We start from the raw sequence: 25,454 nt of genomic DNA, 5'->3' as shown, positions 1-25,454 counted from the left end.
ATATTTCAACAAGGTTATCTTGTTGTTTTTTTATTTTTAATTAAAATCATGAGAAATTGAATTTAATGATTATTTCCCATTTTTTTATATATAATTTTTAAACCAATAGAAATTAATCTCTTAATATGGAAGAGAGTCTCTACGACAAACCTTAAAATTGTCACATTCTTTTTAAAATTATTTTCTTTTGGTAGAAAGGAAGTATTTTATGTTTACAAAAGAGTACTGAAAAGAGTTATTTAGAAAGCAAAGTATAATTGAGTGAGTAATGGTTTCTATATTTTTAGTTGGGATGGTTTTCTTTTCTATTTTTGATATTAAGGATGGCATTGTAGTATCTATAAATTGAACAAAAAGTCCATTTTCACAAATTGGCCAAATATTAGTTTTAATTGCTTCGTTCATTTCAACACTAGTTGTTATGAATAGAATGCATAGAATGAAACAAGAATTACCCTTCTTATTATTGGGGTCACTACTTACTGGTATGGGACTATTAATGATTGGATATTCTGGATTTTCAACTGGTAATACCAGTTCTATGGGTCCAGGAGTTGTACAAATGTTCGTATTTGGAATGTCCGCTTTATCAGGTTTAGCAAAATTCCAAAATATTGAGGAGAATGTAATTCCAGCAAAGAAAAAATTATTATCTATAGAGTTGGTTATTGCTTTATCGGTTGTAGCTATTACTATATTCCCATTTTATATGATTTTCGATAAATTATCAGCTAGATCTAATGTACCAGGAGAAGCAATTGATTGAGTGGAATGACTAGGAATTATTGCCTTTGCATTTTCATCAGCTGCTATTGTAGTTATGGTTTTATTTAGATGAACTTGAACATTTATTTTCTGAACTATTGCCAATATTATATTTGTTATTTATTACGTTTTATTGAAAACTCAACACGGAGTTCCAATACTATCATTAGTTGCAATTTCAGGATTATTTACAGTTATTGATTTCTATATATTATTAAGATGAATAAAAGATCAAAAAATTATTTAAAAGCATTTTGCTTTTTTTATTTTGCTTCTTTAAACTTGATATTTAAACTTTTAAAAACAAGTTTTTTTATATATTTCCCTAAATTAAATTAGCGAAATATTTTCTTCTAAACTAGTCACTTTTAGATTTATAAACAATATTTTATTTTTATATTAACTATACTTTAAAGCTCTAAGGAAAAAAAAGAAGTTTTAGAATTTATAAAATAATTTTTCTCCTTCTCTCTTTTTACTCTTTTGAAATTTAATTTTTATTTCTTAAAAGTGTTTATTCATTACTTCTTGGTTAAATATTTGGGTATAAAAAATGAACTGCTTATTTTGAAGTTCACTTTATCTTTATGTATTTAATTTAAATATAGTTTCTTAATTTTTAAATCAAGTCTTTTGTTATATCTTGTCCAGTACCAGTTTCTTCTACATCTCAATTTTTAGCAACAACGTTCCCAAGTGTTCCAAATCCTTTTGAATCTTCTAATTTTTTAGGTGATTCAAATGATTTTGAGAAAATTGTTCCAGGCACCATTTCTCTTGTATGGTCAGAACCTGGTCATGAAGGATCGTTACCATGATCTGAAGTTATTATTAATAGATCATCATCTTTCATAGCATTTTTAAGTTTAGTTAACTTAATATCAAAGTCATTTAATGCTTCTGCATAACCTTCAATATTTCTTCTGTGGCCATAATGTGAATCAAATTCTACTAAATTCACCATAATAAATTGATCATCAGTTTTTTTAGAAACTAAGTCAATTAGTTTATCCATACCATCATTATTTGAAATTGAATGAATTGCTTCATCAATTCCATGCCCAGAATAAATATCGTTAATCTTTCCAATTGATGTAACTTTAACTCCTTTTGAAGATAAATCATCCATAACTAATCTTTGATCAGGTTCAACTGCATAGTCATGTCTATTAGCTGTTCTTTCAAAGTTTGATTTATTTGTTCCAGTATATGGTCTAACTATAATACGACCAACATTTCATTCGGGTCTTGAATTGCAAATTTCTCTTGCAGCTTTACCATATCTATACAAAGTTTCTAATCCCATTGTTTCTTCATTTCCACAAATTTGTAGCACAGGATCCGCTGATGTATAAACGATAATTTTTCCTTCATTTATTTCTTGCTCTCCAAGCTCCTCAATTATAGTAGTTCCTGAAGCAGCTTTATTTCCTATTATTTCTCTGCCATCAAATGCTTTTGTTAATTCGTCAAGCATTTCTTGTGGGAATCCTGTTTCCGTAAATGTTGGGAATGGTACAGTTGTTTTAATACCCATCATTTCTCAATGTCCTGCAAGCGTATCTTTTGCATTTCCCAATTCTATAAGTCTTAATGTATATGCATCTTGAGTTTTTGTGGGAGGCATTCCTTCCAAGTTTACTATGTTATTAATTCCCATCTTTCTTCAAGTTGGAATGTTTAATAATCTTGTTTTTGATATGGAAGCAAACGTGTTTGCACCTTTGTCTCCAAATTCTTTTGCTCTAGGACAATCGCCGATGCCTAAAGAGTCCGTTACTATAAAAAATACTCTATTAAATTTTTTCATGTTTCTACCTTTCTTTTTTTAGATATTTATATTATAATATACACATAGTTATTATCATTAATAATTTTAGAAATCAATAAATAATAAGAAAGAGGTAAAAAATGATTAAAAAAATCGCAGTTTTAACATCAGGTGGAGATGCTCCTGGTATGAATAATGCAGTTAGGGCGGTTGTTAAACATGCTCAAGCTAAAGGTATAGAAGCATTTTTAGTTTATGAAGGATATAAAGGTTTGGTTGAAAATAATATTGTTTCAGCTAAAGAGTCAAATGTAGATAAACAATATAGGAATGGTGGTACATTTATTTATTCTGCACGTCTTCCTGAATTTGCTCAAATTGAAACACGTGAAATTGCTGTTAAAAACTTAAGAAAAAATGGGATTGACGCTGTTGTTGTAATAGGTGGAGATGGTTCTTATATGGGTGCCAAAAAATTAACTGAAATGGGAATTAATTGTATTGGTATACCAGGAACAATTGATAATGATATTTCTTCTTCTGATATTACTGTTGGATTTGATACTGCCTTAAATATAGTTGTTGAATCAGTAGATAAAATAAGAGATACAATGAGATCTCATGATCGTGTTGCTCTTGTTGAAGTTATGGGTCGTCATTGTGGAGATTTAACAGTATTTGGTGGAATTGCTGCAAGAGCAGAAGCTGTTGTTACTGCTGAAAATATTTTTACACCAGAACAATTTGTTGAAGTTGTTAAACAATCTCAGTCAATTGGTAAAAGATCAGTAATTATTATGGTTGCTGAATTAATTTATGGTCAAGAAGGAAGAGCTTCTTTAGAAGAAATTTCTAAATTAATTACAGAAAAAACTGGTAAAGTTGCCAGAGTTTCAGTATTGGCTCATCAACAACGTGGTGGGACACCAACTGCCCAAGAAAGAGTTTTAGCTACACGTCTTGGAATACATGCTGTTGAACTTTTATCAAAAGGAATTGGTGGTAGAGTTGTTGGTAACCAAGGTGATGAAATGGTTGATTTTGAAATCATGGAATCATTTGACATACCAAGAAAATCAAGACTTGATTTAATTAAAATTAATAATGATATGAATAATATTAAATAATTATTAATGAAATTGAATTAATAATTTATATATTAAATTGTGCTAGTTTAACTGGTGCTTTTTTTAAATGCATTTTTTATTCTATATGGATCAATATATCATTTAATATATTTCTTCAAACTTGAAAACTAATACATTTCAAGTCTCACTTATAGTTAAGTAGTTACTTTTTGAAAAATATTATAACTTATCATAATTTAAAGAATTATATTTTATCGTTGTTATCATTTTATATTTAAATATTGATAATTTTTAAGTTTTAGATTCTCACTATGCATTTATCGTTTAAATTTTTGTTTCTTGTTTTTGCTAATAGGTACATTTTTTTGCTATTTTATAGTTTTTAAATAAAAATGACATAATTATTAATGTATTTCTTTTGTATGATTATTAAATATTTTTTTATTTGTCTAATATTTTTTTAATAAAATGATATACTTATAAATGAATATTTAAAACAATATAATAGGAGAAAAATAAAATGCACATTACAGATAAAAGAACTAAATTAGTTGCAACAATCGGACCTTCATCAGATTCAGTTGAAATGTTAACTAAACTTGCAGAAGCTGGTATGACTACAATCAGAGCTAACTTCTCACACGGAGATAGACAAGAACAATTTTCTAAAATGGAAAAAACTTGAGAAGTACAAAAAACTCTTAACAGACCAATTTCAGTACTTCTTGATACTAAAGGACCTGAAATTCGTGTTGGTAAACTAGCAGAAGGATTTATCATGGTTGAAACTGGAGAAATTTTAACAGTTATGACTGGTAAAGAAGATTTTGCAAAACATTCAGGTGTTAAAGGGGAATTTTCAGTTTCTTATGAAATGCACTTAGACGTTAAAAAAGGTGATAGAGTACTATTTGATGATGGTAAACTAGTTACTTATGTTCAAGAGGTTAAACAAGGACAAGTTATTGTTAAAGCAATTAATTCACACAAACTTAAATCAAATAAAAGAATTAATCTTCCAGGTATTGATTTCTCATTACCATTCTTAGCTCAAAAAGATAAAGACGATGTTGTATTTGGTATTGAATCAGGGATTAACTATGTTGCTGCTTCATTTGTAAATACAGCTGCTAACGTTAATGAACTTAGAGAACTTATGGATAATGCTGGCGGAAAACACGTTCAATTATTTTCAAAAATTGAATCAGTATTAGGTATTGAAAATATTGATGCTATTATTGAAGCTTCAGATGGTATTATGGTTGCTCGTGGAGATCTTGGTTTAGAAATTCCTTTCCAAGACGTACCATTCTGAGAAAAATATATAGTTAGAAAATGTAGAGAAGCTGGTAAACCAGTTATCGTTGCTACACAAATGTTAGATTCAATGGAATCATCACCACAACCAACTAGAGCTGAAGTAACAGATGTTTACTTTGCAACAGAACTTGGTTCAGATGCTACAATGCTTTCTGGAGAATCAGCACTTGGACAATTCCCAGTTGAATCAGTTGAAGTTATGTCAATTATCAACATGAGAGCTGAAAGAGAATTCTACAATAAACTATATTACCCTGTACAATTAGAAGAAATTAGAAAATTCTCAACAGGCGAAAGATCAGATATTGCTTACGAAGTTGCTAAAAAAACTCAAAATGCTGATTATAGATTCGTAGTTGTTCTTTCAAGAACAGGTGCTCTTCTTAAAGAAGTAGCTAAATTTAGACCAAATACAGCAGTTATTGGTATTCTAGATGATGAAAAATTAATCGGTGGATTTGGTATTACTTCTTCAGTATTTGTTTCATTAGATTCTAAAAAACTATTTGAAGAAATTAAATCTAACCCAACATCAGCAAGAGAAGCACTTATTGCTTATGGAGCTGAAGCTGGAGATAAATTCTTAGTTGTTGAAAATGAAAAAACAACAGAATTTGTATTCTAATTTAATTGATAAATAATTAAAAATGAAACCTATGAATATAGGCTTCATTTTTTTAAGTCAAATTTTATTAAATTACTTCTTTTGAAGCTGCAACATAAGCACGTATTAATCCACTGGCTCCCAACTTTTTACCACCAAAATATCTAACTACAATTACTAAGATATTTTCTTTTTTCTTTAATTTTATAATATTAAAAATAGGTTTTCCAGCAGTTCCTTTAGGTTCTCCATCATCGGACATTCCGGCCATTTCTAAACCACTTTTTATTAAATAAGCGTAACAAATATGCCTTGCATCGCTATATTTATCTCTTATATTTTTAAGATAATGATCAACATCATCTTTAGAATGCACCTCAAAAGAGTATGCTATAAATTTAGATTTTTTAATTTCATATAAGAACATATAAATAATTTTACTTAATATTCTTTACATTTTCATTTTTTGTTTTATAATTTTGCTATGGACTTAGCAGATATAATTTTATGAGCTGTTTCCTTAACGCTTAGTTTGTTCTCTATTATTTTTGCTGGATGAGCAGCTTATTCATCAAGTAAGGCCAATACAAGATTGAGGGATACAATTTCTGCAGAGTGAGTTGTTAATGAAACATCCAAGTTGTTTTTCGATCAAATGAAAGAAATTCAACACAATAACAACATAGCTTTACATAAATTGGAGAGGGAATTAACTTATAAAGAATATGCGAGCTACTCAGCTCACACAAGACTCAAAATTATTTCTCAAGCATCGCAAAAAATATTGTTGAAATCAACATATGCGAATTTGACAAAGAAATATATAGAGTTAAAACAAATATTAGATAAACAATTTATTGAACATTTGGATCTAAAGATGTTGAAATCTTCAACAAAGATACCATCTTCAGTCAAACAAATATTAATAAAATATCATAACACAATAGCGGCATACACTAAAGAAATCATTTCCAGTTATGTTGCGGATTCATCGAGGTAAATATGTCAAAAAATAAACAAAAAAATAAATTAACAATTGAAGAGAAAAAAGCAAGACAAAAAACACTATTAAAGGTATTTGCATTTTGTATGATACTACTTATAGTATTAGCAGTACCAATGTTAATACTTGAATTAGAAGGAATAGTAACTAGACCATAAATTGGTCTTTTTTTATCTTGAAATAAATAGTTAATAAATATTAATCATTTGCTATAATAGACATATGAAATTAACAGAAGCGATAGAAATTCACCAAAAGTGCTCAAGCACATATAAAAAAGCTTTAATATCTATGGAACTTAATGAGAAAAGAATTAGACTTACTGACTGACTTCTTTTGAATCATTTAAATGAAGTTGCAGATGGTATGAGTATAACTGAAATAGTGGAACATAAAATGCAATGCGACTTGGGTCTTAAAAAATATACAGATAAAGAAAAAAATAACTTTAAGGTTAAGATATCAAAACGTATTAAAAGATATGTGGAAATTGGAATGATAGAGACAGTCCAAGATCCTAAAGATAAAAGGACAAGAAGAATTTTCATGACTGACTCTTGTAAAAAAATGTTGCAAGAAGTAGAACAAAGGGCTGAAAGTATATGAAGGAAGGAACAAAATGTCGAATAAAGCAGTAAATAAAATATCTTCAAAAGATAAGCGAAGAGAAATGTTTATTAAAACTCCTATGTGGAAACTATTAATTAAAATGTGTTTACCCGGAGTTATTATAATGTCTATTATGGGGATATATAATTTCTCTGATAACATACTTGCAATTAACTTTGCATCTGACTCTTATATGGGAGGTAAACCAGAAGTAAGGTTAATAATGGCTTCAATAATGCCAATGATGAATATAGGATTAGCAATAATTATGATGGTTACAGTAGGTACTACAACCAGAGTTTCCATAAATTTAGGTAAAGGTGACATTGAAAGAGCCAAAAATACAGTTAAGACTGGTATGATGGTTGGTATGTTATTGATGATTATTTCATCACCTATAATAATTGCTTGTACAAGATCGTGGATTGATACGCAAATACCTAGTGGTTCAGCTATTCAACCTGAAATGAGAGAAGAGATATTAAAAGCTGGTTTTAATTACACATTAATAATTTCGGCTATGCAGTTAGTATTCTTTTTCAATAATATGGTTTCTTCTTTATTAAGAACTGAAGGTAGAATGAAGGAAGCTACATTAGCTATGTTTATTCCAGTTATCTTTAACTTATTAGCTGACTATTTATTGATGGGTCCAGGGGGAATGGGTATTGAAGGTGCAGCAACTGCAACCGCTATTGCGGATTTAATAACAACAATCGTACTTGTTTTGTGTATTATTAAAAATAAAAAATCTATTATTAGATTTAAAAATTTATTCGGTTTCAAATTTGCCATGATATCAATGGTTGGTATTATTTTAGTTGGTGTAGCTCCTTTATTTAGAAATGCTGCCCAATCATTCACTGGTACTCTGCAAATGACTGTAATAAAAGATGTAAGTAATGCGGTTTTTGGTAATGATAAACATATGACCTGAGTTTTAACAAGTACTTTCCCAATATTTGGATTATTTTTCCCTTTATTGTTTGGTATTGTACAAGGTGCTGCTCCAGTTGCTTCATATAATTATGGTGCCGGAGAAATTAAGAGGGTTAAACAAGCAACGATACTTGCTTTCTTATATACTTTAATATTGGGTGCAATTATTTGATTATTTTCAACAGTAATTTTAGCAGAACCACTAATGTCAGCGTTGGGTGTTGATGAGTCTATAAGACCAGAAGCTAAGAAAGCACTTATGATATTGATGTTAGGTGCGCCTCTATTTTCTGCAGCTATTGCCGGTATGGTGTTATTCTCTTCTACTGATAGAGTTGCATTTTCACTTATTTCTTCAGCTGCTAGAGGATTCATATTATTTGTACCTATGATCTTCTTATTCAAGTATTTTTCTATAAATAATACAAATAATATTTATGTATTTTGATGGATGTGACCAACATTAGCGTTTAGTACATGTTTACTAATAGTTATTATGATTATCATCACATGAAGAAAATTAGAAGAAAAACATACTACCTTGGACGAAAGAGTTGAAGTTATTAATGCAAAAATTATCGCTTTTTCAGAAAAGAGAAAAATAAAGAAACAAGCTAAGAAAGATTCTAAAGAAAAAAATGTATAATTTAATATATAAAAACATGTATTTATAAAAAAATGTTAATAAAAAAATTAAAGAGTGATAAATTATTGCTAGGTGGATTTATTGCTTTATTATTGAGTGCAATTTTAGGGATATCACTTGGTGCTGCAACACTTGCTGCATCAAAAACTGTTGGACAAGGACAATATTCACAAACAATTAAATTTTTGGATGTTTTTAAAACTTCACAAATTAATTTAAGTGAAATGCCTAGCTGATTTAAAACAACTGCATATGTAGGTTTATCTTCAGGAATTATTTCAATTTTAGTTGGAGTTGCTTCATTGATGATGGTAATAGTATTGAGTTATAAACCTGAAACATTATCATCAAAATCATTTTTAATTATTGGTTTAATGGTTATCATTGCCATCATATTTGGTTCAATTGGTGTTACTGATGCTAATAATATAATTGATCCAGTATGAGTAAGTAAGCAAACATTATCTCACTGGTAAATAGAACAAATTAAAAAAAATGAATAATTTTTAAAATATCTGCAAAGGCTGGTATTTTTTTAATCGAAGCACTCGATAATCTATTGAACTTATAATGGATTTAAAATAAAAAAATGCCTTATCTTTAAGGGATTTTTTAATTATCTATATATTATTTTTTAATTCTTAAAAGCAAGTAAAGCATTACTCTTTTGATTCTTGAAGATGTGTATCTTCTTGAATTTGTTCTATCTACGAATTCTTCAAAAGTTTTTGCATCTATATGTTTTTTAAATAAATTTTCCATACCTTCTGATATTAAGGGGCATTTTCTTAATTCTTCAGGAGTAGATTTATTAATTATATTTTGAAATGTTGGATAATGTTCTTCAATTCTTTCTGGTAATTTATCAAATATCATAGGAGTTCATTGTGAAACATCATTACCAGCAAAAATTTCTTTCCTTATAAAAGAAGCTGAGGCAAATTTTTCTTTTGATTCATCAGAATGAAAGGTAATAGTTCTTTTTAAAGAATGTGGCTCTATTTCCAATTTATCCTCTACAATTGTTTTTATATACTCAAGACCTAATATATCGTTAGGCAAGGTAATATTTTGTCCACTTAATTCGGATAAGGACTCAGCCGCTGATTTCGGGAATGAAAATCCTTGTTTTAAATACTTTTTAAGTGTCTTATTATATATAGACTTATTATTATGAATAGTATTCGCTATTAATTTAAGGTTATCTACATTATTAGACTCAGAACCAAAGAATAATTTAGTCGCTCCATTATTAACAGCCGTATGAACTGCTCCTCTTGCAAATATGTGCGCTGCTTGTGTTGCAAACTTGAAAGGTAATTCGATCACATCGTCTGCTCCATATTGTTTTGCTATATTAGCTCTTTTTTCAAATGATGCAACTGCTAATTCACCTCGTTGGACATATTTCCCTGACATTATGATGATTATCCTCTCATTTGGTCACCTTTTTTTTGCTTCTTTTATTTGATATATGTGCCCATTATGGAATGGGTTGTATTCTGCTATTATTGCTATTGACATAAAATAATTTTAACATTTTCAATAATATTTACCAATTGCCTTTTTTTTTGCTATAATTCTTTTACTAATTAAATACAAATAATATAAGGAGGCATCATGGCTATAGTACCAAAAAGAAAAACATCGAAGCAGCGTAAGAGAACAAGAAGAGCACATGACGCTCTAACACCTCAAAACTTAGTAGCATGTAAAAACTGTGGAGAAAAAATCCAACAGCATAGAGCATGTAAATTCTGTGGTTTTTATAAAGACAGACAAGTTATTGAAGGTCTTAACGACAAGTAAAAAATAATTTAATTATATAATAAAATTTTTCCCTTAAATAGGGAATTTTTTTTGCGTTTTTTTACATAGGAAAAAAATTGTAAAAAACACAATAAAATTTGCTTAAAGATTATGAAAGTGTTATAATGTGGTAGGTAGTGGAAAGGAGTGGGAATTATGTTTGGACATTTTCATAGGTCTTTAGATGATAAAAAACGTATCGTTTTACCTGCAAAGTTTCGTAAGGAACTGGGCGATGTTGTCTTTGCCACATTCGGTCCTGATAGAATCTTAGAATTAAGATCTGCAGACGAATTTGAAAAAATGCGTGAAAAACTTATGTCAAATAATATGCTTAATAAAAATTTAAGAAAATTTGTAAGAACAATTTTTGGAAATACTATTGAGCTTAAAGTTGATAAGTTAGGGCGTATCAATCTTCCAGATCATTTCATTCTTAAAGCTACCATTAGTAAAGAGGTTTCATTTGTGGGTGTTGGTAACAAAGTTGAACTTTGAGATAAACAATCATATGTGGACTTCCAAAACGAAATTGAAGAGGACGGTTCAATTGATGAACTGGCTAATTCACTGTTCGAGTCAGGAGTTGAGCTATAATGGAAAAACATATTCCAGTTATGTTAAACGAATGTTTAGAACAATTAGAACTTAAAGTTGATGGTACTTATGTAGATTTAACTTTAGGTCGTGGTGGACATTCTTCTGAGATATTAAGAAGAATACCAAAAGGAAAATTAGTAGCATTTGACAAGGATACTCAAGCCATAAAAGAAAGTGGCCTTCGTCTTTCTCAAATCTCAAATAATTTCAAATTAATTCATTCAGACAATAGATTTTTTAAGGATGAATTAGAAAAAAATGGAATTAATTCCGTTGATGGTATTTTACTTGATCTTGGTGTTTCTTCACCACAATTAGATGACGCGCAAAGAGGGTTTTCTTATAGTAAAGAAGCTCGCCTCGATATGCGTATGGATCAAACGCAAGAATTGGATGCTCATTATATTATTAACAATTGAACTGAAGAAGAGTTGGTTAAGATATTTTATGAAAATGCTGATGTTAAGCTCCCAAAAAGAGTTGCGAAAGCAGTTATAGAGAATCGACCAATAGAAACTACACTTGATTTTGTTGAAATTATAAGGAACTCTCTTCCAGCTAAGATCGTAAGACAAAAGAATCCAGCGAAAGCTGTATTTCAGGCTATTAGAATCGCAGTTAACAATGAACTCGATTCATTAAGAGATGTATTAAAACAAGGGCTTGCCGTGTTAAAACCTGGTGGGAAATTTGCGATAATATCATTTCATTCTATTGAAGATAGGATAGTCAAAAGGGCATTTGGGGAAATAACCAAAGACCCAACTGGGAAACTCCCAGTCATGTTTGAAAAAACATTCACTGTTAAAACAATCAAACCAAAAAAACAAGAAATTGAAATCAACAGAAGAAGTCGCAGCGCTAAGTTAAGAGTGCTCACAAAAGAAAGATAAGGAAGAATCATGCAAAGAAATTTAGTTACAAACGTTAAAATTTCAAGAGGTGCTATTCAAGTTGTTTGCATCGAACGTATTTCTACTGAATTAGTAGAGATATTTAATGATACAAAATGAACTTCTAATCCTTTAGAACAAACACGTTTTATTAAAGAATCCGTTGCACGTATAAATAAAGTAATAGGTGGTAAAATAAAATCTGTAATTGCTATTGTTGAATCTAATAAGAAGACCAACTTAGAAATTAAGATGTTAGTTAAAGAAATCACAATTGCTTCATCATTCGTGTCACAAAGCGATATTAATAATGTAATTAAGTTAGCTGAAGCTCAATATCAACCAAAGGATCAAAGTATTATTTTGGTTCAACCAGTTAGGTACGAAGTGTCAGGCATTGAAAGAAAGTCTTATAATAAAGCACCGATCAATAAAAGAGGAGATAAATTAAAGGTGAAAATTGCAATTTCATCTATATCTCAAATTGTTCAACGTTATATTAAAGATATTATTTCAAATGCAGGGCTTTCAGTATCACAAATACTGACAGATACTCATGTAATATCACAAGCAACTATCTCAAATTCAGCAATCGCTGAAGGAGCTATCTCTGTACATATTGGCATGAAACGCACGAATGTAGCCGTTAATGTTAATTCAGCAACAATATCAACATTTGACTTACCTTTAGGATTTAAACATTTGGTGGAAAAGGTTTCAGAGTACTTTGAATGCTCTAATGAAATCGCAAGAAACCTTATAAGAGTCCATGGTGCATTGTCGGAAGGTGCTAATGATATTATTTTTACAACAAAAAAAGGTTTAAAAACAATCTCATTTACTCAAAAGCACTTAAATACAATCATAAGTCAATTTGTAAATAGAACTGCTAAATATGCACAAGCATTTATTGGTAGACATGAGTTATTTAAAAAGTTATCAGTAGTTATAAGTGGTGAAATTAATAATTTTACCGGGGTAAAGAAATTTATGAGTAAAACATTTAGTTCGGAATTTGTTTCATTTTACAAACCATTAATGTTTATTGCGTCAAATACAAAAAATTTAGAAACAATAGGTACTACTTATTTTATTAGGAGATATGATAAAGTCATCGGAAAAGACTTTAATACAATCGTTATGACTAACCCAAATACAATTGATACATTAAGAAATACAAAGCAAAGCTTATTTGCAAAATTCATCAACAAAATAGGAGGAAAAGATGTCAGAACTGCTTAATACAGACAATATATTAAATACAACTAGCGAATCGCACATTGGTTCAAAAATGGACAATATCGCTAGCATTAAAGTTGTCGGTGTTGGCGGTGGTGGAAACAATACAGTTCACTCAATGATTAAAGAGGGAATAAAAGGTGTTGAATTTATCGTTGCTAATACTGACGAACAAGTGTTAAATGCTTCAATTGCGCAAACAGTTTTACCATTAGGTAATAATGAGCGTGGTCTTGGAGCTGGTGCTAACCCCGAAGAAGGTCGTAAGGCCGCTCTTCAATCAAAAGATATGATCAAAGAAACACTAAAAGGTGCAGACATGATTATAGTCGCTGCCGGTATGGGTGGAGGAACAGGAACTGGTGCCGCACCAGTAATCGCCGAAATTGCAAAAGAATTAGGCGCATTAACTGTAGGTATTGTTACTACTCCTTTCTCATTCGAAGGTACAAAAAGAACTAAAAATGCTAATCACGGTCTTGACGGGATGAAAGCCGCTACAGACTCACTTATTGTAATTTCAAACAATAAATTATTAGAACAATATGGAGGAATTTCATTAAAAGATTCTTTCCTATATGCAGATAAGGTTCTTAAACAAACTGTTAGAACAATTACAGACTTAATTGCTATTCCAGCGCTAATTAACCTTGACTTTGCTGACGTATGTACTGTAATGAAAGATAAAGGTTCTGCATTAATTGGAATTGGTAAGGAATCTTCTGGTGAAGATAAGGCGGTTAAAGCTGCCATCCATGCTATTTCATCTCCAATTCTTGAAGCTTCAATTAAAGGGGCAAAAGATGCGATTATTAACGTATCAGGTGGGAATATTACACTTGACGATGCGAATCAAGCTGTTGAAACAATTCAGCAAGCAGCTGGTGAAGACTTAAATATTATTTTCGGGGTATCGGTAAACGAGAACCTAGGAGATGAAATTTATGTATCAGTTATTGCTACAGGATTAGATTCTGAAGAGCCAAAACTCTCAGAAGAAGAAATAAAAGCAGAGGTTGCAAAATCAGTTGAAACAATGGAAATTAGTTTTGAAAATGAAACTACAAGAGAAATTCTTATTGAAGATCCATTACCTGAAGAGGATAAACTGACTATAACAGATGAACGTGAACTTACAAACACAACACCTTTTGATGATCCAGAAGATGATGACGATGAATTATCTGCATTCCTAAGAAGATAATTAATTTTCAATTTTAACGATGTCTTAGAAGTTATCGAAAATTTAAAATTTTCTTATAAATATACTAAAATATATTTTTGAATAATGGGATTTATGTTTAAATCTTTTATGGATGTCTAACGATATTAAAAAGTTGTAAGGCATTAAGTTGATTGTTTTGAATAATCAACATAAGAAAAATACTTAACCTTAAAAAGTGTTAAGTATTTTTTTATTTCGCTGTAAAGCGGATACTTTTTATTGCGTGTAGTTTATATTTTTCTTAAATCTTCATTTTTAAGTGTGCATCAAAATATTTTATAGCTTCATAAAAATTATGGTGTAATTACTGAAAAAAAAGTTAAAAGTGCATATTTTTTACAAAAAATAGCAAAAAATGCTATGAGAATAATAAATAACATACGCCATTAAAGCATTAGTGTGTATAATATTTTTATTAAAAATTAGTTTTTAACTACAAAAAGCATACAAAAGGAGATTTTATGGCAAAATATATATTTGTTACGGGTGGTGTTTTATCTGGGTTGGGTAAAGGTGTTTCAGCAGCATCTGTTGGTAGACTTTTAAAAGCAAGAGGTTATAAGGTTTTTGTACAAAAATTTGATCCATATTTAAATGTAGATCCAGGAACAATGTCACCTTATGAACATGGTGAAGTTTATGTTACAGCTGATGGGGCAGAAACTGATTTAGATTTAGGGCATTATGAAAGATTCATCGACGAAAAATTTTCAAAGCATTCAAACTATACAACAGCCCAAATATTTAAAAGATTAATGGATAAAGAAAGAAATGGGGATTTTAATGGTAAGACTGTTCAAATAGTTCCTCATATGACAGATGAAATTGAACACTTGATTAAATTAGGTGGAAGAACATCAAAAGCTGATATAGTAATCACAGAAATAGGTGGTACAGTTGGAGATATAGAATCGCAATCATTCTTTAGAACACTTGCAGGAATGCTTCTTAAAGAGCCTAAAAATTGTTTTTTCATTCATACAACATATATTCCTTTTCTAACTGCTTCAAAAGAATTTAAAACGAAGCCAGCACAATTTTCAATGTCTGAATTATGATCATTGTCAATTAAACCAAATATGGTTTTCATGAGATCAACAAATGAAGTTACAGCAGAAGTGCATGAAAAAGTATCTAGAACTTCATTCATACCTAAAGATCGTGTTATTTCAGTTCCTGATGCTGAAAACATTTATACAATTCCTTTAGAACTTGAAAAACAAAAGGTAGCACAAAAAATTCTTAAACACTTTGGGATGAGTCTTAAAAGACCAAAACTTGATGATTGAAAAGAATATGTTTCTAAAATCCAAAAATCTAAGAAACATGAAACTGAAATCGCTATGATCGGTAAATATATAGAACTTGAAGATGCTTATATGTCAATTATTGAGGCACTTAAAATTTCTGCTAATTACACAGGTACAAAATTAAAGCTTAGATGAATTCAAGCTGACAATCTTACTGAAAAAAATATTAAGGAAGCTATTTCTGGTACTAATGGAGCAATCATTCTTCCAGGATTTGGTAAAAGAGGTTTTAATGGTAAAGTTATTGCCGCTAAATATTTAAGAGACATTGATCATCCAACATTTGGTATTTGTTTTGGTATGCAAGCCATGACTGTTGAGCAAGCACATAGAATGGGTATTAAGGATGCGACATCATCAGAAGTTTCAGAAACAGGTACATTTGTATTTGATTTCATTAGAGGTAAAAAGAAAACTGATGGCATCGGTGGAACACTAAGACTTGGTGAGTCAAAAACATTACTAAAAAAAGACTCTATAGCTTCAAAAATATATGAAAGTGACCATGCAATTGAAAGACATAGACATAGATATGAAGTTAATCCAGAATTCTTAGAACAAGTTGAAGGTTTAGGATTCCAATTTTCAGGATTTGATGAAAAAACAAACCTTGCAGAAGTTTGTGAAGTTAAAGGTAAGAAGTTTTATTTTGGTGTGCAATATCATCCAGAATTTACTGCTAGACCACTTAGAGATAACCCAATTTTCACTAAATTCCTAAAAGCAGCAATAAAAAATAAAAAATAATATTTTTTTTACATATTGATTACTCAAATGCAAAAATAGTCATTTGAGTGTTTTTTATTTAAAAAATGAACTTTTTAACACTTTTAACACTTTATATGTTAATTATGAAAGTTAGTTTTGCATAACATTTAGTTTTTTTTAAAAAATGAAATGGTAGAATTATTATTGTAATTACTATATTCATTATTATAAAAGGAGAAAAAAATGATAAATAAAAAAGATATTGCTTCTAAAATTGCCAAAAATTTAGAATGTAAACAATCATATGTTGCTGAAATTATTGATGAGCTGCTTAAAATTACTATCGAAGAACTTAAGTCAGGTAAAAAAGTTAATTTAAATAAAATTGGAGTTTTAGAAATTGTTTCTAAACCCGCAAAACAATGTTATAACCCACATAAGAAAACTATCATTGATATTCCTGAAAGAAGTATATTAGATTTCAGGCCAGCTAAACATATTAAAGATACTATCTAGTAGTATTTTTTTTAAAATATGCTAAAATTATTACATAATAAATATAACAGTGACGAAGACAAGTTCATATACATTCTTACTAAGAGAGTTGGCTATTTGCTGCAAAGCCAAATAAGAAATTATAATGAATATCACTTCTGAGTCTTATAAAAGCGTATTATTCACGTTACGAATTTAAAAGAGAGTCTTTTTAGGGTGGTACGTTTGCCCCTAAAAAAGGCTTTTTTTGCACTTAAAGGAGAAAAAATGAAAAAAGATTATAAAGATACATTAAATATGCCTCAAACAAATTTTAGTATGAAGGCTGGGTTAGTTGAGAAGGAAACAAAATATAGACAAGAATGATTAGATAATGAAATCTATAAAAAGGCTTTAGAAAAAAATAAAGGGAAAGAAAAATTTATAGTTCATGATGGCCCTCCATATGCTAATGGTGATTTACACATTGGTCATGCTCTAAATAAAATTTTAAAAGATATTATTGTTAGGTATAAAACAATGAATGGTTTTTATTCACCATTTACACCTGGATGAGATACTCATGGTTTACCAATTGAAAATAAAATGCTTGAAACTATGAATAAGAAAGCTGAAGATTTTGATCCTTTAATTTTAAGAAAAGAAGCTGAAAAATATGCTCTTTCTCAAGTTGCTAGACAACAAGAACAATTTAAAACGTTAAATTTACTTTCTGATCTTGAAGAAAAATATGTTACTTTAGATAAAAACTTCGAAGCAAATCAACTTAGATTATTCAAAAAAATGGCTTTAGATGGTCTTATTTACAAAGGGTTAAAACCAGTTTACTGGTCACCTTCTTCTCATTCTGCTCTTGCAGAAGCTGAAGTTGAATATGCAGACCACAGATCTCCTGCAATCTTTGTAGCTCTTGATGTTATAAAAGAGAATAAAAAAGTTAAAAAAGGCGAAAAACTTGTTATTTGAACAACAACGCCTTGAACACTAATTGCTAACTCGGGTATTGCCGTTGGGTTATCTTTTGATTATTCTACTGTTAAAGCTAATGGAGAAGTATACGTTATTGCTACACAATTAATTGATAAAGTTGCTGAATTTGCAAAATGGGATGAATTTGAAGTTCTGGATACTTTTAGAGGTAAAGAATTATTAGGTCTTGAATATCAACGCCCTGTTAAAAAAGAATTATCAGCACCTGTTATTGAAGGGCATCACGTTACTCTTGAAGCCGGTACTGGTCTTGTTCATATTGCTCCTTTATTTGGTGAAGATGACTTTATTATTGGTAAAAAATTTAAACTTGATATGATTATGCATGTTGAAGGAGATGGGGCATTCAATTCAGAAGCTGGAGAATTAGAAGGAATGTTCTATGAAGATGCAAATAAAAATATTGGAATGGCATTAGATGCTGAAGGAAGATTGCTTTCATTAAAATTCATGAAGCACTCTTATCCTCATGATTGAAGAACTCACAAACCAGTTATTTATAGAGGTGTTCCTCAATGATTTGTTTCAATTTCTAAAATAAAACCCCAAATTCTAGGGGAATTATCAAAAATAAAATCATATCCAGAATGAGGTATTTCAAGACTTTCACAAATGATTCAAAACAGAGATGATTGAACTATTTCTAGACAAAGAACTTGAGGTGTTCCTATTCCTGTATTTTATAATGGAGAGAAACCCGTTATTGATGCTGAAATTTTTGACTTCGTTATCGAAATGGTTGAAAAAAATGGCACAAATGTTTGATGAGAAAAAGAAGCAGATGAATTGCTTCCTGAAAAATTTAGAGGGTTAGGATATACAAAAGAAATGGATATAATGGATGTTTGATTTGACTCTGGTTCTTCTTCTATTGCAGTTAAACCACAAGGTGAGGAAGCACCATTTGATTTATATCTAGAAGGTTCTGATCAATATCGTGGTTGATTTAATTCATCATTGATTAATTCAGTTGCTTATAGAGGTATTTCACCTTTTAAACAATTGTTATCACATGGTTTTGTATTAGATGGTAAAGGTAATAAAATGTCTAAATCTAAAGGTAATGTTGTTTCTCCACAAGAAATTGTTGGTAAAAATGGTGCAGATATTTTAAGGCTATGAGCAGCTAATTCAGAGTTTACTTCAGATGTTACAATTTCAGCAGATATCATCAAGCAAAATATTGATATTTATAGAAACTTTAGAACAAAAATGAGATTTATGCACGGTAACTTATTTGACTTTGACGAATCAATGAGCATCGAACCAACAGGTTTCCATGCTTACATCGCTGAATTACATAAGAAAGTTAAAGTTCAAATTAAAGAAACATATGATGGTTTTGAATTTAATAAGATGATTAAAATAGTGAATAATTTTATTATTAAAATTTCCTCATTATATTTTGAATTTGCAAAGGATTCTCTATATGCGGATAGAAAAAATTCGCGTGAAAGAAGAATGATTCAAACTAATATTTATAATATTCTTAATACATTAGTAATTGCATTAGCTCCAATTTTACCAACTACAACAGAGGAAATTCATAAATTATTATTCCCTAAAGAAGAATCAGTTCATTTAAGAGATTTCTTTAAACTGGAAAAAGTTGATGAAAAAGTATTTGCTAAATGAGATGAATACTTTAAATTAGTTGATGATGTAAATAAAAAACTTGAAGAATCAGTGAAAAGTGGCTTAATAAAAAGACGTAATGAAGCAAAAGTAACAATTTCAACTGAAAGTAACTTCTTGAAAAGTATAGATCTTCAAAAGCTATTGATTGTTGGTGAAGTTGTATTTGGAGATGAATTAAAAGTTGAAACTTTTGAAACAATTAAATGTCCAAGATGTTGAAACCATATTTCAATAAATGATATTAAAGAAGAATTATGTCCAAGATGTTTTGATGTTATCAATAATTAATTTATTGATTAAAGGCTAATGTTAGCCTTTTTTTAATATAATTATTTTATGAAAAAAATATTAAAAAGAGTTGATAAGAAGATATTTACTAAGAACTTTATAATTCTTTGTTTTGTAATGGGTGTTTTTTTAGCAATAGATCAATTTACCAAGTTGGCCTTATTTGCTAAGATTAGTCCTGATAAAATCTGTCATAATATTCAGAATCGTTATGTAGTAGATAAAGGATTGATTGGAACAAGATTGGTAACAAATACTGGTATGTTTTCTTCCCTTGGTGCTAATGTTGTTCCGTACTGGGGAGTTCAAACATTAACAAGTATTGTATTCATTTTCCTTGTATTTGGTGCTCTAATATCAAAAAAAACTTTAACTGCTGTAGGTTTTTCTTTGATGGCTGCTGGCGCATTTGGTAATATTCTTGATAGGTTTATGCTTACATATGAATTAGATGGAAAAATATATCATTATGTAAGGGATTGAATTTACCATCCAAAAATGGATAGGGGTACATATAACTTAGCAGATGTTGAGGTTGTATTAGGTTCTATATTAACTGCAACTTCTATAATTATTAATTTATTTAAAGAAGAAAAAAAAGAAAATTCCAAAATTAATAAAAATAAAAAAATAAAATAATTACAAGGGTGATATATATCACCTTTTTCTTTATAATGTTTATATGGAAAAATTAGTAGCTAGATATACAGACAGAATAGATAAATATATTGCTGACAATACATCAATATCAAGAACCGATGTTCAAACATTAATAAAAGGTCATGCAATAGAGGTTGATGGCATTTCAGTAAGAAAGGCAAATTTTAAAGTAAATGAAGGAAATGAAATTAAAGTAACAAGAATTGTTCAAAGAGAAATTAATATTATTGCTCAAGAAATGGAATTAAATGTTGTTTACGAAGATGATGATATCATTGTAATTAATAAACCAAGTGGGTTGGTAGTTCACCCTGCACCTGGACATCCAAATGGAACACTTGTTAATGGTCTTATGCACAGATTTAAAGGTCAACTTTCAGATATTAATGGAGAAGTTAGACCGGGTATTGTTCATCGTATTGATAAAGATACTTCAGGACTTTTGGTTGTGGCTAAAAATAATAGGGCTCATGCTCATTTGGCGCAAGAAATTAAAGATCATAAAGTTGAAAGAACATATATGGCACTTGTAAAAGGAAGAGTTACAAATGAAATAACTCATATTGATTTACCAATCGGTAGAGATTCAAAGCATCGTCAAAGAATGGCTGTTCAAAGACAAAATTCAAAGCATGCTAAAACACATGTTTTTATTGAAAAAGTTATGGAAAACACAACATTAGTTAGATGTGAATTGGAAACAGGTAGAACACATCAAATTAGAGTTCACTTAAACTATATTGGACACCCAATTATTGGAGATCCCTTATACGGAACAAAGATTGATGATTTTGGACAAAGACTTCATGCATATCAATTAAAACTTTTACATCCTAATGGAGAGGTAATGTTTTTTGAAGCACCAGTGCCAAAAGAATTTTTTGAAAATGTTAAAAAATAATATTTTAATATGATTAATTTAGATTTAAAGTAAAAATAGATTTTTTAAACTCTTGCCTCGGCAGGTTTTTTATTCTAATTTACTTTATACTCTATTGCTTTTTCTTTTTAATTGTATTTTATCTTTTACACTTTGATATTTATTTAAGAGTAATTATTTAATTTGTAATCTTCTTTTAAGGAAATGTTAAGCCAAATCAATTTAGCAGTTTCTTCCAATATGAATTCAATTGGTATTTCAAATATTTGGACGTTTCTAAATTCTTCTATTTTTTCAAATAAATTTATAGATAGGGAATTTATTTGTGGAATAAAATCAAATACATCTAATTGAATCTTATCCCATAGATTATTTAAGACAAATTGTATATCTTTTTTTGATTATTTTGTTACATCTCCACATAAAGAAGACTTTTTTAACTTAAAACATTTTTTATATGAATCGATTATTTTTGAAAAAATTACAAATTCCAACAACTTGATTCCAAAAATTATATTAAATTGAATTCAAGAACTTTATTGGATTTATGGTTGCTGCATTAAAATGATTTTTAAAATATACATAGATGCATTAACTGAAGAACCATTAAAATATGTTTTAAAGTTAATAGATATTGCTAAATTGGTGAGTATACTTCTTAACTATAAGGATCATAGCTTAAATGACTGAGAATATCAAATGAATCACAATTTATAAACTATGATAAAGTCACTCAAAAAATATACTTATGGTTTTAATGGTTGGTTCTCTTTACCTGAGTTATATATAAAAACTAACGATGAAGATGAGTCATGAAAATTTCTAAGTCCAGGAACTTCATTTAATTTTGGGCATAAAATAAGTTCATATGAAAAACCACGAGAACTTTGACAAAGTATTTCTTATTTTGGTGGTTATTAACAAAAAAAACAACTAATTATTTATTAGTTGTTTTTTTGTAGAGTTCTTCTAATTCTTCTTCAATTTCTCACTTCATCCTTAAATATGATTTGCCCATTAATTCCCAATTTTCTATTCTTTCAAAGTTTCATCTTTTGTTATAATCTTTTTTTGAACAACTTCTTCATTTTTTACTATCCTGCGCTCTTATACAAATGTAAACAAATGTAAAAATAAGAAGTGCAGGAAGAAATATTGGGCAAAATATTCATTTATTCTTGAAATCGGTTTGAAGAAACCATCATTGAAAACTCTTTTTTTCGGTAAGTAAAAGAGGTTTATTTATTACTTTTTCAACAATCTTTGCACTTGCTTCATCCTTGCAAAATCTTTTGATAATCCTTCTTGATCTAATAAAAATATTGATATATTCACAAAAATCTAAGTAAAAATATAATACAAAACCTATATTTATAAAAATCATTCAAATTTCATTACAGTTTCATCAAAATAAAGGATCTTTATGAAAATAAAAAAATGCAGGTAAGTAAGTTGCTAAAAAGAACAATAAGAACATAATAAAAACTTTAATCATCACAAAAGTTGAATATATTCTATTTATCCTATATGCATTTTTAATTATTTCTTCATTATTCATATAATAATTATAATCTCATCTCCCTCTTTGTGAGTTATCTTTTTGTTACAATAAAAATACAAAATACCAAAGATATTTTTGGAGTAAGTTCCCTTTTTGTTACTTATTTTACCTAAAGTTAATATATAGAAACGTTATATAGACAATAGTTATTTAATTAAGTTTTAAGGTAGAAAGAGATTTTCAACATTTTGTTAGTCAACAAGATTCCTTGGTCGATAAAAAAGTACTTATCTATTGTAATAGTCCAATAAATTCATTATAGTAGATAAGGATTTTTAAATATAAAGGATTTGAAGAACAAATAAGATAAAAAAAGTTGCTGAGTGATGAGAGTTTAAGCCTTTTTATCATAGGAATAATTTGCGTGGGAACCAATATTTTTTAAATTTAATTAGTTGACTTTAGTTAATGATTATATTGTTAGTTATTTTTAAAAAGGATAATAAAAAAATATTGAATAAATCAATATTAGACCATTATTTTTTTATTAATTGCTAAGGTATAAAAAGTAAGTTCTGTTATTTTGAAGTCTGATTTATCTTTCTATTTTCAAAAGGATTTAGATAATTTTGCTAGTTGTTTTAAAAGAAAGTTTCGCAACTTCTATCAGTTTATCCTTTCCATATTTATTAACAAATTCAAGTGCTGCATTCACAACTCTATCATTTGTTCCTAAAGGGAAGTTCATATTATATTTTTTACATTGAGCTTCCATCATTTTTAAGAAATATGCACGTGCAACAATTGAAGCTGCAGCAACCGAAACATGTTCCATCTCTCCTTTAGTTACCATTTTTAATTTGGGTTTAATACCTTTTATGTCTAGTGAAGATTTTTCTATTCTCTGAACATACTTATTAAAAGAGTTTTCATTTACATATTGGTCCAAAATAACCAAATCAATATCATCTACTCTAGATTCAACAGCGTTTATTGCTTGCAAGTGTATTATTGTTTTTAATTCATGAGCATTGAAAGAAGTGTTTAATTTATTGTAACCTTTTTGACTCAAATGTCTAACACTTGATTTTATTAATGGTTTAATTTTTTCAAAAAGTTCTAATATTTTTTTATCGGTTAATTTTTTGGAATCTGTAATTCCCATATCTTCTAATTTTTTAATGTGTTGCAGAGGAACAAAAACAGCGGCAGCAACTAATGGTGTCATGTAGTCACCAACTCCCGTTTCATCTGCACCTATTATTTTTAAGTTTCTATAGATTGCTTTCATACATACATTATAAGGAAAAATAGAATTTTATTAAATACCTTTCAATACCTTTAAGGTATAATTTAAACATGATTGGCATAGACTTAACAACTATTTCACGTTTCAAAGGCAAGGAAGACGCTTTTGCAAAACGAATCTTAACAAAAGAAGAGTATTATGAATTTAGTTTGGCAAATAATAAAACTGAATTCATAGCAACAAGATGAGCGATTAAAGAAGCTCTTTTTAAAGTTGATAATTCTTTTAAAAACTATGCAGAAATCGATATAAAAAAACAAGATGGTAAATATATTTATCCAAACTTTGAAATTTCAACTTCAAATGAATTGGATTCTATAATTGCTATCGTAATTAAGGAGAAACAATGTCATTGTTAAAATTTAAAGTTGGTGCATTAACGCCATATTGATTATTTAAATGTTGAAGAGCCGGGAAAATTGCAAAAAAAGCTAATAGAGATCCTGAAAAATATTCAGATGAATTCAGATGAGGATATGCTATGAAAAGATCTAAAAAAACTCTTAAAGGTTTTAATGTAGTTTTAGATATTAAAGGGTATGATAATATTCCAAAAGGAACTGCTTTGCTTACACCAAACCATCAATCATGAATTGATTCGCTAATTATGGTTGCAGCACTTTCAAAACAAACAGAAGAAAAAGGCATTAAACATAAGAGAGCTGTGTTTTTAGCTAAAAAAGAAGTTTTGGATAAAAAATCTTTCAAAGGATGAGGTAAAATAACAAATACATTTTTCATTGATAGAAAAAATCCACGTGAGTCATTAAAACAAATTGATGCAATGGGTAAATATGCTAAAGAAAAACAAGATTTAATGGTTATATTCCCTGAGGGAACAAGAACAAAAGATGGAAAACTACAAGAGTTTAAATCTGGTGCTTTTAGATTGGCTAAAAAAGAATATGTACCAATCGTTCCTGTTACTATAAATCATTCTCATATTGGAGCTAACTTTTCAAGAAGTGGAAAAGTAACTGTTGAAGTTATTTTTGGTAAACCAATAAAACCAATTACTTTTATGAGCCAGCCAACTGATAAGATTGCTCAAAGGGTAAGAGGTAAAGTTAAGGAACATTATATTGAATTTGATGCTTCTGAAAAATCAGAAAGAGAAAATGAAATTTAATTATTTCTTGAAATAAAAAAATGTTTTCAAAGGTA

General features: G+C 29.0%; 27 protein-coding genes and 1 riboswitch. Of the genes, 22 read left to right on the top strand and 5 right to left on the bottom strand.

What is annotated here, in order from left to right:
- The first annotated feature begins 88 nt into the window (after nucleotides 1–88).
- Nucleotides 89–186, top strand: a riboswitch (purine riboswitch).
- Between the two features lie 22 nt (nucleotides 187–208).
- Nucleotides 209–1,012, top strand: a complete 804-nt coding sequence (locus C4B24_RS01345; RefSeq protein WP_131598613.1) for a hypothetical protein — start codon at nucleotides 209–211, stop codon at nucleotides 1,010–1,012.
- 372 nt (nucleotides 1,013–1,384) lie between these two features.
- Here the strand turns inward: C4B24_RS01345 and C4B24_RS01340 are convergent, their stop codons facing one another.
- Nucleotides 1,385–2,575 carry a phosphopentomutase gene (locus C4B24_RS01340; RefSeq protein ID WP_131598612.1) on the bottom strand — a complete coding sequence of 397 codons (1,191 nt, stop codon included), beginning with the start codon at nucleotides 2,573–2,575 and terminating at the stop codon, nucleotides 1,385–1,387.
- Nucleotides 2,576–2,676: 101 nt separating this feature from the next.
- On the opposite strand from C4B24_RS01340, the gene pfkA reads away from it, so the two are divergent.
- Together pfkA and pyk are read left to right on the top strand one after the other, a co-directional pair.
- On the top strand, nucleotides 2,677–3,663 hold the full coding sequence (gene pfkA / locus C4B24_RS01335) for a 6-phosphofructokinase (RefSeq protein WP_131598610.1): 987 nt from the start codon (nucleotides 2,677–2,679) through the stop codon (nucleotides 3,661–3,663).
- Nucleotides 3,664–4,144: 481 nt separating this feature from the next.
- Nucleotides 4,145–5,569 carry a pyruvate kinase gene (pyk, locus tag C4B24_RS01330; protein ID WP_131598607.1) on the top strand — a complete coding sequence of 475 codons (1,425 nt, stop codon included), beginning with the start codon at nucleotides 4,145–4,147 and terminating at the stop codon, nucleotides 5,567–5,569.
- Nucleotides 5,570–5,636: 67 nt separating this feature from the next.
- Here pyk and C4B24_RS01325 read toward each other — a convergent pair whose 3' ends face one another.
- The gene (locus C4B24_RS01325; protein WP_131598605.1) at nucleotides 5,637–5,975 is read right to left on the bottom strand and encodes an IMPACT family protein; all 339 of its coding nucleotides are present in this window, start codon (nucleotides 5,973–5,975) and stop codon (nucleotides 5,637–5,639) included.
- A gap of 57 nt (nucleotides 5,976–6,032) precedes the next feature.
- On the opposite strand from C4B24_RS01325, the gene C4B24_RS01320 reads away from it, so the two are divergent.
- The 5 genes from C4B24_RS01320 to C4B24_RS01305 all read left to right on the top strand — a co-directional run bounded on the left by C4B24_RS01320 (nucleotide 6,033) and on the right by C4B24_RS01305 (nucleotide 9,221).
- The gene (locus tag C4B24_RS01320; RefSeq protein WP_131598603.1) at nucleotides 6,033–6,548 is read left to right on the top strand and encodes a hypothetical protein; all 516 of its coding nucleotides are present in this window, start codon (nucleotides 6,033–6,035) and stop codon (nucleotides 6,546–6,548) included.
- Between the two features lie 2 nt (nucleotides 6,549–6,550).
- The gene (locus C4B24_RS04935) at nucleotides 6,551–6,709 is read left to right on the top strand and encodes a hypothetical protein (protein ID WP_168388304.1); all 159 of its coding nucleotides are present in this window, start codon (nucleotides 6,551–6,553) and stop codon (nucleotides 6,707–6,709) included.
- A 64-nt stretch (nucleotides 6,710–6,773) separates the two neighbouring features.
- A complete protein-coding gene (locus tag C4B24_RS01315) occupies nucleotides 6,774–7,181 on the top strand; it encodes a MarR family transcriptional regulator (RefSeq protein ID WP_131598601.1) in 408 nt (135 codons plus the stop codon).
- Nucleotides 7,171–8,745 (top strand): MATE family efflux transporter, encoded by a 1,575-nt coding sequence (locus tag C4B24_RS01310; RefSeq protein ID WP_131598599.1) that lies wholly within the window; start codon nucleotides 7,171–7,173, stop codon nucleotides 8,743–8,745. The genes C4B24_RS01315 and C4B24_RS01310 overlap by 11 nt, the downstream gene beginning before the upstream one ends.
- A gap of 32 nt (nucleotides 8,746–8,777) precedes the next feature.
- A complete protein-coding gene (locus C4B24_RS01305; RefSeq protein ID WP_131598597.1) occupies nucleotides 8,778–9,221 on the top strand; it encodes a hypothetical protein in 444 nt (147 codons plus the stop codon).
- Between the two features lie 151 nt (nucleotides 9,222–9,372).
- Here the strand turns inward: C4B24_RS01305 and C4B24_RS01300 are convergent, their stop codons facing one another.
- Complete coding sequence (locus C4B24_RS01300) at nucleotides 9,373–10,269, bottom strand: nucleotidyltransferase (RefSeq protein ID WP_131598594.1); 897 nt, start codon at nucleotides 10,267–10,269, stop codon at nucleotides 9,373–9,375.
- A 96-nt stretch (nucleotides 10,270–10,365) separates the two neighbouring features.
- On the opposite strand from C4B24_RS01300, the gene rpmF reads away from it, so the two are divergent.
- The 12 genes from rpmF to C4B24_RS01240 all read left to right on the top strand — a co-directional run bounded on the left by rpmF (nucleotide 10,366) and on the right by C4B24_RS01240 (nucleotide 22,401).
- A complete protein-coding gene (gene rpmF, locus C4B24_RS01295; protein ID WP_131598592.1) occupies nucleotides 10,366–10,554 on the top strand; it encodes a 50S ribosomal protein L32 in 189 nt (62 codons plus the stop codon).
- 156 nt (nucleotides 10,555–10,710) lie between these two features.
- Nucleotides 10,711–11,151: a division/cell wall cluster transcriptional repressor MraZ gene (mraZ, locus tag C4B24_RS01290; protein ID WP_131598590.1), complete on the top strand. Its 441-nt coding sequence runs from the start codon at nucleotides 10,711–10,713 to the stop codon at nucleotides 11,149–11,151.
- A complete protein-coding gene (rsmH, locus tag C4B24_RS01285) occupies nucleotides 11,151–12,047 on the top strand; it encodes a 16S rRNA (cytosine(1402)-N(4))-methyltransferase RsmH (RefSeq protein WP_394343185.1) in 897 nt (298 codons plus the stop codon). The genes mraZ and rsmH overlap by 1 nt, the downstream gene beginning before the upstream one ends.
- A 9-nt stretch (nucleotides 12,048–12,056) precedes the next feature.
- Nucleotides 12,057–13,289, top strand: a complete 1,233-nt coding sequence (locus C4B24_RS01280; protein ID WP_131598586.1) for a hypothetical protein — start codon at nucleotides 12,057–12,059, stop codon at nucleotides 13,287–13,289.
- Nucleotides 13,273–14,490: a cell division protein FtsZ gene (ftsZ, locus tag C4B24_RS01275; RefSeq protein WP_246005067.1), complete on the top strand. Its 1,218-nt coding sequence runs from the start codon at nucleotides 13,273–13,275 to the stop codon at nucleotides 14,488–14,490. Before C4B24_RS01280 ends, ftsZ begins: the two co-directional genes overlap by 17 nt.
- Before the next feature lie 482 nt (nucleotides 14,491–14,972).
- Nucleotides 14,973–16,568 carry a CTP synthase gene (locus tag C4B24_RS01270; RefSeq protein ID WP_131598584.1) on the top strand — a complete coding sequence of 532 codons (1,596 nt, stop codon included), beginning with the start codon at nucleotides 14,973–14,975 and terminating at the stop codon, nucleotides 16,566–16,568.
- Between the two features lie 204 nt (nucleotides 16,569–16,772).
- Entirely contained in the window at nucleotides 16,773–17,045 is a 273-nt protein-coding gene (locus tag C4B24_RS01265; RefSeq protein WP_131598583.1) for an HU family DNA-binding protein, read from the top strand.
- 246 nt (nucleotides 17,046–17,291) lie between these two features.
- Complete coding sequence (gene ileS, locus C4B24_RS01260) at nucleotides 17,292–19,940, top strand: isoleucine--tRNA ligase (protein WP_131598580.1); 2,649 nt, start codon at nucleotides 17,292–17,294, stop codon at nucleotides 19,938–19,940.
- Nucleotides 19,941–19,988: 48 nt separating this feature from the next.
- Nucleotides 19,989–20,579 (top strand): signal peptidase II, encoded by a 591-nt coding sequence (locus C4B24_RS01255; RefSeq protein WP_131598578.1) that lies wholly within the window; start codon nucleotides 19,989–19,991, stop codon nucleotides 20,577–20,579.
- Between the two features lie 43 nt (nucleotides 20,580–20,622).
- Entirely contained in the window at nucleotides 20,623–21,501 is an 879-nt protein-coding gene (locus C4B24_RS01250; RefSeq protein ID WP_131598576.1) for an RluA family pseudouridine synthase, read from the top strand.
- Nucleotides 21,502–21,684: 183 nt separating this feature from the next.
- Nucleotides 21,685–22,197: a hypothetical protein gene (locus tag C4B24_RS01245; protein ID WP_131598574.1), complete on the top strand. Its 513-nt coding sequence runs from the start codon at nucleotides 21,685–21,687 to the stop codon at nucleotides 22,195–22,197.
- Between the two features lie 3 nt (nucleotides 22,198–22,200).
- Nucleotides 22,201–22,401, top strand: coding sequence for a hypothetical protein (locus C4B24_RS01240; protein WP_131598572.1), 201 nt, complete (start codon nucleotides 22,201–22,203; stop codon nucleotides 22,399–22,401).
- A gap of 16 nt (nucleotides 22,402–22,417) precedes the next feature.
- On the opposite strand, the gene C4B24_RS01235 is transcribed toward C4B24_RS01240, so the two are convergent.
- The gene (locus C4B24_RS01235) at nucleotides 22,418–23,038 is read right to left on the bottom strand and encodes a hypothetical protein (RefSeq protein WP_131598570.1); all 621 of its coding nucleotides are present in this window, start codon (nucleotides 23,036–23,038) and stop codon (nucleotides 22,418–22,420) included.
- A 562-nt stretch (nucleotides 23,039–23,600) separates the two neighbouring features.
- A complete protein-coding gene (locus tag C4B24_RS01230; protein ID WP_131598568.1) occupies nucleotides 23,601–24,272 on the bottom strand; it encodes a ribonuclease HIII in 672 nt (223 codons plus the stop codon).
- Nucleotides 24,273–24,340: 68 nt separating this feature from the next.
- Here C4B24_RS01230 and C4B24_RS01225 point away from each other — a divergent pair, with 68 nt between their 5' ends.
- Together C4B24_RS01225 and C4B24_RS01220 are read left to right on the top strand one after the other, a co-directional pair.
- A complete protein-coding gene (locus tag C4B24_RS01225) occupies nucleotides 24,341–24,649 on the top strand; it encodes a 4'-phosphopantetheinyl transferase superfamily protein (protein WP_131598566.1) in 309 nt (102 codons plus the stop codon).
- Nucleotides 24,637–25,419: a lysophospholipid acyltransferase family protein gene (locus C4B24_RS01220; protein WP_131598564.1), complete on the top strand. Its 783-nt coding sequence runs from the start codon at nucleotides 24,637–24,639 to the stop codon at nucleotides 25,417–25,419. The genes C4B24_RS01225 and C4B24_RS01220 overlap by 13 nt, the downstream gene beginning before the upstream one ends.
- The last annotated feature ends 35 nt before the right edge of the window (nucleotides 25,420–25,454 follow it).

This window comes from Mycoplasma marinum, from assembly GCF_004335975.1.
Taxonomy (GTDB): domain Bacteria; phylum Bacillota_I; class Bacilli_A; order Mycoplasmatales; family Metamycoplasmataceae; genus Mycoplasma_K; species Mycoplasma_K marinum.
The sequence above is the reverse complement of the archived record's forward strand: the minus strand, read 5'-3'. Positions and strand labels throughout refer to the sequence as shown.